Source organism: Streptomyces sp. NPDC028419 (assembly GCF_055565515.1).
Window position 1 is genome coordinate 36,370 of sequence record NZ_JBVHUE010000052.1, and the last position, 9,534, is coordinate 45,903.

Annotated in this window: 8 protein-coding genes; 6 read left to right on the top strand and 2 right to left on the bottom strand. The window is 68.9% G+C overall.

Annotated features, from left to right (window positions below; genetic code table 11):
• Positions 1–73: 73 nt before the first annotated feature.
• The 6 genes from ACZ4UB_RS36835 (at position 74) to ACZ4UB_RS36860 (ending at position 6,422) form a co-directional block, all read left to right on the top strand.
• Positions 74–748, top strand: a complete 675-nt coding sequence (locus ACZ4UB_RS36835) for a ScbR family autoregulator-binding transcription factor (protein WP_468077221.1) — start codon at positions 74–76, stop codon at positions 746–748.
• Positions 749–1,017: 269 nt separating this feature from the next.
• Positions 1,018–2,307 carry a ParA family protein gene (locus ACZ4UB_RS36840; RefSeq protein ID WP_468077223.1) on the top strand — a complete coding sequence of 430 codons (1,290 nt, stop codon included), beginning with the start codon at positions 1,018–1,020 and terminating at the stop codon, positions 2,305–2,307.
• Positions 2,304–3,242 (top strand): ParB/RepB/Spo0J family partition protein, encoded by a 939-nt coding sequence (locus tag ACZ4UB_RS36845; RefSeq protein WP_468077225.1) that lies wholly within the window; start codon positions 2,304–2,306, stop codon positions 3,240–3,242. Before ACZ4UB_RS36840 ends, ACZ4UB_RS36845 begins: the two co-directional genes overlap by 4 nt.
• Before the next feature lie 116 nt (positions 3,243–3,358).
• Complete coding sequence (gene tap, locus ACZ4UB_RS36850) at positions 3,359–5,548, top strand: telomere-associated protein Tap (RefSeq protein WP_468077227.1); 2,190 nt, start codon at positions 3,359–3,361, stop codon at positions 5,546–5,548.
• A gap of 6 nt (positions 5,549–5,554) precedes the next feature.
• Positions 5,555–6,115 (top strand): telomere-protecting terminal protein Tpg, encoded by a 561-nt coding sequence (gene tpg, locus ACZ4UB_RS36855; protein ID WP_468077229.1) that lies wholly within the window; start codon positions 5,555–5,557, stop codon positions 6,113–6,115.
• Between the two features lie 22 nt (positions 6,116–6,137).
• On the top strand, positions 6,138–6,422 hold the full coding sequence (locus ACZ4UB_RS36860; RefSeq protein ID WP_468077231.1) for a hypothetical protein: 285 nt from the start codon (positions 6,138–6,140) through the stop codon (positions 6,420–6,422).
• Between the two features lie 379 nt (positions 6,423–6,801).
• On the opposite strand, the gene ACZ4UB_RS36865 is transcribed toward ACZ4UB_RS36860, so the two are convergent.
• Together ACZ4UB_RS36865 and ACZ4UB_RS36870 are read right to left on the bottom strand one after the other, a co-directional pair.
• The gene (locus ACZ4UB_RS36865) at positions 6,802–7,275 is read right to left on the bottom strand and encodes a MarR family transcriptional regulator (RefSeq protein WP_385786186.1); all 474 of its coding nucleotides are present in this window, start codon (positions 7,273–7,275) and stop codon (positions 6,802–6,804) included.
• Positions 7,272–7,988 carry a hypothetical protein gene (locus tag ACZ4UB_RS36870; protein ID WP_385786184.1) on the bottom strand — a complete coding sequence of 239 codons (717 nt, stop codon included), beginning with the start codon at positions 7,986–7,988 and terminating at the stop codon, positions 7,272–7,274. Before ACZ4UB_RS36870 ends, ACZ4UB_RS36865 begins: the two co-directional genes overlap by 4 nt.
• Between the last annotated feature and the right edge of the window lie 1,546 nt (positions 7,989–9,534).

A 9,534-nucleotide genomic window follows, 5' to 3' on the forward strand; every position in this document is an offset into this window, starting at 1 on the left:
CCTCCCCCACTAGATTGACCAGGCACCAGAGGACAGCACAGACCACAGACACACCCCATCGAGGAGACCGCACGTGGCGAGGGCCAGGCAGGAACGGGCTGAGATCACCCGCCAGGCGATCCTGGACGGCGCGGCCATCGCCTTCGACCGTTCCGGTTTCGGCTCGACCAGCCTCAGCGATGTGGTCAAGCACGCAGGGGTCACCAAGGGCGCCCTGTACTTCCACTTCCCGTCCAAGGAAGCCCTGGCGCACACCCTGATGGAGGAGCAGTTCCAGGTCGCCGAGGGCCTCCCCGCCATCGTCGACCCCGGTCTCCAGACCGCCATCGACCTGTCCCACCAGATGGCCCACGCGCTGCGCACCAACGTCCGGATCCGCGCCGCCATCCGCCTGGTCGTCGAGTTCGGCTCGTTCACGGACCCGGACCCGGCCCCGTACAACGCCTGGATCGAGACCTCCTTCAGCTGCCTGAAGCCGGCCCAGGACCGCGGCGACGTCCTCCCGCACCTCGACGCCCGGGACCTCGCGACCTATCTCATCGCCTCGTTCACCGGCGTACAGGTCACCTCCCACGTCCGCACCACGCGCGAAGACCTGCACACCCGGGTCACCGACCTCTGGAACTTCCTCCTCCCGGGCATCACGCCCGCCCCGCGCATCCCCCTCTTCGACCCGGCGGGTTCACCCGAGTGCCGGGCCGCCCTCGGTCTCCCGGCCCCGGACTCCCCCTCGGTCCCGGTCGGCTGACGACGCGTCCAGGGCGGTCTCGTACACGCCGTGGTGAACCACGGGGGTGCTCGCCACGGCGTGTACGAGACCGCCTTGTCGCGTCCACTTCCCTGACCGACCACCCCTTCACCCCGGGCAGGCGTCCCGGGTCGCCCCAGGTCAACCGGCGATCCACCCCCGCCCTCCCGGGGCACAGCCATGCCCCGACCCCGCTCCACATCCACTCCGTTAGCAAAACTCAAGCGTGGCGCCCACATCACCCTCTGAACGTTAGTAAAGTCCCTCTCATGACTTCGCCCTCATCTCAGAACGACCGAGAGAAGGTCGTCTCCAAACTGCCCCCGTGGCTGCGCCAGGAGTTGAAGATCCGCACCGCACAACTGCGGGTGGACATCCAGGACGCCGTGCACCAAGGCATCTCCCACTGGAGCGCCCTCGCTTCCGCCCCCTCCCCCGTCGACACCTCCGGCGCCGAATCGTTCTCCACCTGGCTGCCCGCCGGGCAGTGGGAATCGTTCCGCTCCTCCTCCAAGGACCGCGGCGTCTCCCTCATCCAGGGGCTCGCCCAATCCGTCCAGCTCTGGCTCGAGATGAACCCGGCCCCCACGGTCAAGCGCCCCTCCGTGGTCCGCCGCATCATCGTGTGCAACCAGAAGGGTGGGGTCGGCAAGACCGCGATCACCGCGGGCACCGCCGAAGCCCTCGCCGAGGACCCGGACAGCCTCCACCCGGTCCGCATCGCCCGCCAACTGGCCCGCCTCGCGGCAGACGAGGAGACGCACCCCGCCGCAGGACACCCCGGCGAGGGATACCCGACCGAGGCCCACGCGACCCCGCTCGACCTGGAAGACCTCCCGGGCCTCGGCATGCGCGTCCTGCTCGTCGACTTCGACCCGCAGGGCCACCTCACCAAGCAGCTCGGCCAGCAGCCGCTCCCCATCGGCGGCGACAGCCTCACCTGCCACATGGCGAGCGAAGCCAAGGGCCCGCTCTCGGACCTCATCGTTCCCATCGCGGACGACCGCTTCGGCGACCGGTTGCACGTCCTCCCCGCCTGCACGGACGCCTTCCTCCTCGACGTCCGCCTCTCCACCGTCCGCGCCCGCGAGGCCGCCCTCGAACGCGCCCTCGCCCCGGTCGAGGCCGATTACGACGTGATCCTCGTCGACTGCCCCCCGAGCCTCGGCCTCAGCATGGACGCGGCCATCTACTACGGCCGCCGCCGCGACGCCGAACAGCCCGGCGCCTCCGGTGCGCTGATCGTCGTACAGGCCGAGGACTCCTCCGCGGACGCCTACGATCTGCTCACCTCCCAGATCAACGACCTCCGCGACGACCTCAGCCTCGACATCGACTACCTCGGGCTCGTCGTCAACCTCTACGACGGCCGCCGCGGCTACATCGCGACTTCCTCCCTCCAAGCCTGGATGGACATAAAGGATCCGCGTGTCGTCGCCATCGTCCCGGACCTCAAGGAACAGCGTGAGGCCGTCCGCGTGAAGCAGCCGCTGTTCGTCTACGCGCCCAAGGGCGACCAGGCGGTCGCCTTCCGCGCACTCGCCAGGGAGATCTCATGAGCAAGGCCGACAAACTCGGGGTCTCGGCCTCCTTCGCCCGTGCCCAGCCGGTCGGCGTCAGCTCCCGCCGCGCGGCCATCGCCGAAGCCACCGGAGCACCCACTTCGGGTGTGGTCCCGCCGTCCGAGGTACCGATCGAGGCGCTCGCCCACAACCCGTTCAACCTCCGCGAGGACCTCACGGAGATCGACGAGCTGGCCCAGTCCCTCATCTCCCGGGGCCAGCTCCAGCCCCTCGCCGTCGCCACCCGCATGGCCTTCATGGAGGCCCACCCGGGCCAGACCGACGGCCTGGGGCGGGCCCCGTACGTCGTCATCGACGGCAACCGGCGTCTTGCCGCAGCACAGCTCGCGGGCCTCAAGACGATGCACATCCACGTCAACGACGCCCTCTCCACCTCCGCGGCGGACATCCTCGAATCGGCCCTGATCGCCAACGTCCACCGGGTCGACGTGGCCCCCATGGACCAAGCCCGCGCCCTCCAGGAGCTGGTGGACGTACACGGCTCGCAGGCCCAGGTCGCCAAGCGCCTCGGCAAGACGCCCGCCTGGGTCTCCCAGCGCCTCACCCTCCTGAACCTCACTCCGACCCTCCAAGAGAAGGTCGACACGGGCGAGCTGAAGGTGGAGCCGGCCCGCAGGATCGGCCGCCTCCCTCAGGAGTCCCAGGCCGCGGCAGCGGAGGAGACCATTAACGCCGTTAACCCCCCGCGCCAGCGCACCCGACCGACCCCGGCACCCGTTAACGGCGTTAACGCCGTTAACTCCACGCCCCCTCCCACGGCACCCGCCACCCCCTCCCCCGCTCCCACCCCTCCCACTCCGCGCATCACGATCACCACGGAATCCCCGGAGACGATCGCGGATGCTCTCACCGCTCATCTGACCCCTGACGACCTCAAGGCCGTCACGGAACTCCTCATGACACGCATCTGACGCAGGCGGCACCCACGGTGGGGGCGCTGACGGCATTAACGCCGTTAACGCCCCCACGTGCGTTTCGTGTGCGTTCAAACGTGCGACTCGACTAGGCTGCCCCCGGAGGTAGGTACATGCCCGACGAACAAGAGAGCCTCTTCGCAGCGGTCGACGCCCTGCTCGAAGAAGCCGCCGCCCAGGACGCGCTCCCGCATCCGGACGAACGCAAGCGCCTGCGCGAAGCCGCCGGCCTCAGCCAGGACCAGATCGCCAAGGCCCTGTCCGTACGCCGCGAAACGGTGACCTCGTGGGAAACGGGCCGCACCGAACCCCGGCCCCCCAAGCGCGCCGCCTACACGCGCCTCCTGGACGGCCTGGCCACCCTCCACCCCATTAACGCCGTTAACACCCCCACGCCCCCCACCCCCGACACCGACACCGACACCGCCGCTGCCACCCCCACCGCAGCCACCGGACCGACGCAGAACCCCCCATCGGCACCCCCCACCCCGCCCCCCACCGTTAACGCCGTTAACACCGCCCCGCCGACCACCCCCACCCAGCCGCACCCCCAAACCGCTCCCCCCACCCCCCGCACCCACCGCCCAGACCCGCGCCCCCGAGCCGCATCCCCCACCCCTGCCCCCACCCCTCCCCACACCCCCCTGGCCGTCCTGGACGGCAACGCCCAAGCCCACACCACCAACGGCCTGGTCCTCCCCCTCCCCCCCAAGGCCGCCACAGACCTCCCCACCCTCATCTCCTGGGCCCTCAGCGAGGAGGCCGACCTCCGCTCCCCCCGCCTCCACCGCAACGGCAAGGACGGCGACCCCCTCCTCGTCCTCACCCCCGAGGCGACCGAGGCCCTCGGCCTCCCCCTCACCCTCGCGGACCGTCGCGGCCTCCGCCTCCCCGACGACCACCCCGTCGTCCGCCGGCTCACCAAGGCCAAGTGGCAGCTGACCCGCCGCGGCTTCGGCCCCTGGGCCCGCGTCTACCGCCCGGCCTCCCCCACCACCGGCCGCCAGTGCGTCCAGCTCGCCGTACTCCCCTGGGGAGCCCTCGACCCGCGCGCCTGGGGCGAGGACACCGCCGACCTCCCCGCGCCCGAGATCGCCCTGCTCCTCACCACCTACGCCACCCGCGTCCTCACCCCCCGCGGCTCCACCGCCGTCACCGGCCTCGAACTCATGACGGCCCTGCGCCCGCCGACCCGCGCCGCCCGCAACCCCGAGACCAACGTCTGGGAATCGGCCCCCGTCCCGGGCTCCCTCACCCGACCCCTCGACCCCGCTCCCCCGGAGGCCCCCGACGAGCACCCGGTCGTCGCCGCCCTCTACCCCCGGGCCCACCAGCGGACCCCGGACCAGGTCCTCGACGAAGAGGCGTACGACTGGATCCGCGACCCCGAACTCCTCACCGACGCCGAGTGCGCCCGCACCCACGCGGTCGGCATCGACGTCAACATGGCCTTCGCCGCGGCCGCGAACCGCCTCACCGTCGGCCTCGGCCCGGCGGTCCACACCCCGGCCCCCCGCTTCGACCCGAAGGTCCCCGGCTGCTGGCTCGCCGACCTCTCGTCGATCCCCCTCGACCCCCGCCTGCCGAACCCCTTCACCCCCCACGGCAAGCCCCCCACCGGCCCCGCCTGGTACGCGACCCCGACCCTGGCCTACGCGCAAGAGCTCGGCCACGCCGTCGCACCCACCGAGGCCTGGCTCCGGCCGGACAGCGGCTCGTACCTCGACGCCTGGTACACCCGCCTGCGCGACGCCTACATGGCGACGATGGCCGACCTGGGCGTCACCGCCGACCTCACCGACGAGGCGTTCCTCCGAGCCATGGCCGTCCACAAGCAGCACGACCCGGCCCTGGCCGCCGTCCTCTCCGCCATCAAGGCCACCGTCAAGGGCGGCATCGGCAAGCTCCGCGAGCGCCCCCAGGGCGCCGGCTACCGTCCGGGCGAAGCGTGGCCCGCCCTAGAACGCCCCACCTGGCGCCCCGACATCCGAGCTGCCGTGATCTCCACGGCCCGGGTGAACATGCACCGCAAGATGCGCAAGCTCGCCACCGCCGACCTGTACCCCATCGCGGTCCTCTCCGACTGCGCCGTGTACCTGTCCGACGGCCCGAGCCCACTGGACTTCCTCCCCCGCACCCCGGACGGCAAGCCCCTCCCCGGCGGCTTCCGCCTGGGCGTCAGCCCCGGCATGGTCAAGCACGAGGGCACCCAGCCCCTCCTCTGGGCCGTCGGCCTCCTCGACGAGGGCCACAACCCCGCCCGGCACATCAAGGGCCACGACGCAGCGGCCGACGGAGAGTAGACGAGCATGTCCAGCAACATCGACGACAGCCTGGCCCAGGCGGACGAACACAATTTCACCCGCCCGATCCCCAAGTCCGCCCAGGCCCGCGTGAAATTCCTCCTCAAGACCGAGAAGAACTCGGTCAAGGCGGTCGCACAGCGCCTCGGCATCTCCCCCCGCACCGTCGAGCGCTACCTCAAGGGCCAGATCAAGACCCCCCGCCCCGAGCTCGCGCGCCGCCTCGAATCCGAAGTCCGCAAGAGCTGGCAGCCCCTCGTCCGCAAGCGCGCCCGCGCCAAGGCGGCGAAGTCCACCGGCCTCGTCGTGGAAACCCGCGCCCGCTTCGGCTTCACCGCGGCCCCCGGCACCACCGACGACGGCCGCATGCGCCGCATCACCCAGCACCTCCCCCCGGAGTACGCCGCCCGCCTCTTCGCGGCCCAGGAAGCCGGCGCCACCGAAGCCGAGCTCCGCCACATCACCGCCCAGGGCCTCCAGGACGTCTACTTCCGCGACCAGGGCTCCCGCGCCCCCGGCCTCCTCGTCGACTTCACCGACATCGACTACATCGACTTCAACTTCTGACCCCGACCCGAACGGACACACCATGAACAACGAAGTAGCTGCCATAGTCGCCCTCGCCATCACGGGGGCACTGGGCGTCGCCCTCGACCGCTCCGCCAAGAAGCGCAAGAAGGCCTTCTGGGACCACTTCGGATCCTTCGAGGGATTCCGGGCCCAGGTCGACGAGACGAAGATCCAGCAGGTCCGCAGCGACCACGGGGACATCGCCGCCGTCAAGGCCGTGCGGCAGAGCCACACCTACGTACCGCTCGCCCTCGCGAAGCGGTACGTAGACGAACTGCCCACGCCAGAAGCAATCACGAACTGACCGAACACAACCACTGATCAACCACTTTGCCGCAGCAGTCCTGACCGAACTCGCCCGGTTCGTCGCCCCGCCCGATCACAAGGGGCGACGCCCCAGTGCGGCATCCGGACGTCCGCCGACGCCGCCGCCGTTCCGCTCCAGCCGCCACGAGGTACGGCCCACCTCTCGCCCCCTGGCCCTCTTCCACACCGCGGCCCCACAACCCGCCCCGGCCCACCCCCGCCAGATGGCCCGTCAAGGCCCCTCAGCGCCCCGCTGAGCCCCTTTCCCCCCGATCCGACCTTCCCGTACCCACCCGCGCCCCCAAACGCCGAGAGGCGCCACCGAGCGGCTTCAGCCACTCCACGGCGCCCCATCAACGGACGATCTCCAACGAGCCCTAGCCCACGGCGTGCAGGGTCCGCCTCCGCTTCGCCTCGACGGCCTTCTTCGCAGCGTTCTGCGCGGCCCGCTTCTTCCGCTGCTCAGCGAGCTGGTCCTGATACTCCGCCACCGCGCGGTGGTAGCTGTCGACGTACCCCCGCGCATCCAGCCGCTCGTCCATCGGCATCTCGTTCACGGCCGCGACCGCGTCCTCGAACGAGTTGTATCCGGCCAGCATCGGGTTGATCTGGTAGATGCCGTTGCGGACCTTCCGCACCAGCCGCGCCAACTCCAGGCTCCGCAGCGCCGCGTTCACGCTCGGCCGGCTCAGATCCAGCATGCCGGCGATCGAGGCCTGGTCGATGAGGATCCGCCCGCCGGGCTCGCTCAGCGAACGCAGCTTCAGCAGCACCCGGTAGGCCGCGGGCGGAAGGTCCAGGTCAGAGAGAAGCCCGTCGGCGTTGACCGCAGCGAATCGCAAGGTGCTCACTGAGCTGTCCCTTCTTCCTTGCGCTGTCGTCGGCTAAGCCGGCGCGCAGCGCGCTCTTTGGCCCGTTCGGCCCGCAGTTCCTCGATCGCTTGCCGCATGTGGTCCAGCGACGGGAACCGCACCAGATCCGGCAAGCTCGTGTCACTGCGAATCTGCGAGATGGTGCTGGACTGCTCCACCTTCACAAACTCACCCGTCGTCTCAGTACCCGGGATGAACTCGGCTACTCGGTAACTGTAGGGCGGGTTGAACTGATACACACCCCGCCTCACCTTGAAGACGATCCCATGAGACATGACCGTGTGGAGCGCCTCGGACGTCTTTGTCCGACTGACATCAAGGATCGTAGCCATCTCCTCCTGAGTCAGCGGAATCCGCCCCCCCGCTCTCTGACACGCGATGAGCAGCAGGATCAGGCGCAACGGCAGTGCTTCCCGGAAGTACTGAGCGATCACCAGGAAGAACTCAAGGCTGTCCATCGAAAACGCGTTTGGCTGGCTCTGGGTCCCGTAGAACTCCAGGGGCTTGCGCTCGCCGTCCAGAGTCAGCTTCCGACTCGGGTACCGCTTGGCCAAGCTGTCCAGATCCTTGACGGGCGCCAGCGGCTGACTCCACGCCGAGATCGCGTCATCAACGGGCAGATCAGGACGCGGCGCGCGCGACGGACTCTGCCGACGGCGCTGTGGCTCTGATGACACGAGGATGCTCTCCACTTCGTTGATCTGCGGAAAGCAGTATGTCAACAAGGGTGACACTAGTGTCACGCTCGTTGACGTTCGGCGTGTCTTACGTCCCCCCAGGGGGGACACATCTCGGCCACGCCCCGCCCGAAGCCCCCTCCGAGCCTCTCGGAGCATTCTCGCCCCTCCCCGCGACGTCCGTCCGACGTATCTCCCGCATTATGTCAGCCTGCTCGACGTTTTGGGCCAAAAAGCGTCAGCCGCACTGACGTTTTGTAGCCGCTCTGTCCCCCCAGCAGCGACACAACGCCCTAGATATGTCCCTCCTGAGGGGACATATCTTTCCCCCCGCACCCCGCCTGACCTGCGGCTACGCATCTCCGTACCCTCTATAGGCCGGTGGTCGGCTCGCTGCGCGCACTCAATGTCGTCCACAAGGCACTTCTCCCCGGTTCTTCCTGACGGAACGTCAGAAGTTGTGGATCTTCGGCACCTCCCGGACACCCTGTCCAGAACAGCCCTGAATCTGACTGATTCCCATTTCTATCCACAGCCCTTTTTGAATCAGAACCGTCCATCCAGAGTTAACGCCGTTAACTCCCCTGCACCACAGGCTCGTAGGCTCTCCCCTCCACTTCTGAGCACGTCCGATCAACCAACTGTCAGCTAGTCGTCCTACCTCTGTCAGAACCGAGCACCCGCCAGAACAACAGTTCAATCTAGAACCTCTTTTACCCCTCTGACCTGGAAGAACATCGCCTTCCACCCTCCAGAAACCCCTTCCAGCTACCTCCCGACGGACCTCCACTAGAGCGAAGCAACCAACCCGCCAGCCGCTAGTCCAAGAGCAAGGCCCTCCTCCTCAACTCCCGACAGGACAGGACCATCACCCTTGAAGCCAAGCTCTGAGCTGCAGCGGGGACTCAAGACCACAAAGTGAAGGACCCACCCCCCGTAACCGACCAAGCAACCGAGGTTCAGGAGAAGTAGCTCCTGACTATGCGGCCCAAACAGCCCTAGGACCTGACCTGCAAAGCAGGTCAACCAGCAAGCACAACGAAGTAAGTCCTCCCACCAGGCAGGTCCAGCACAGACGAGTCTCCTCCTGGCCGCGGAGCTGCTAGATCCCCCGACCCTTTGGACCAGGAACTCACTACTCGGCAAGCCCAACAGACCTCCTGGGCCCCCGGGCCTTCCCGGCTGCTCAGCCTTCGAAGCTGGCCACCGAGCGCAGCGAGGTGGCCCCTCCAGTCGAGTGAGCGCAGCGAGCACTCTTCCCTTCCTAGTCGCGCAGCGCCTAGGACCCCCCGGCCTTCGGCCGGGCTTGACCTGCGAAGCAGGTCAACCACCGAGCGCAGCGAGGTAACCACCCTGGTTGAGCGAGCGCAGCGAGCGCTCTCCCTTCCTAGGCGCGCAGCGCCTAGGACCCCCCGGCCTTTGGCCGGGCTTGACCTGCGAAGCAGGTCAACCACCGAGCGCAGCGAGGTGGCCGCTCCAGTCGAGCGAGCGCAGCGAGCGCTGTCCCTTCCTAGGCGCGCAGCGCCTAGGGTCCCGCTCCGCGGGGGGTCGGAAGAGCACA

Excerpts from the sequence above, each read along its gene's own strand:
- tpg (WP_468077229.1), top strand. The coding sequence starts at position 5,555 with ATGTCCAGCAACATCGACGACAGCCTGGCCCAGGCGGACGAACACAAT.
- ACZ4UB_RS36845 (WP_468077225.1), top strand. The coding sequence starts at position 2,304 with ATGAGCAAGGCCGACAAACTCGGGGTCTCGGCCTCCTTCGCCCGTGCC.
- ACZ4UB_RS36860 (WP_468077231.1), top strand. The coding sequence starts at position 6,138 with ATGAACAACGAAGTAGCTGCCATAGTCGCCCTCGCCATCACGGGGGCA.
- tap (WP_468077227.1), top strand. The coding sequence starts at position 3,359 with ATGCCCGACGAACAAGAGAGCCTCTTCGCAGCGGTCGACGCCCTGCTC.
- ACZ4UB_RS36840 (WP_468077223.1), top strand. The coding sequence starts at position 1,018 with ATGACTTCGCCCTCATCTCAGAACGACCGAGAGAAGGTCGTCTCCAAA.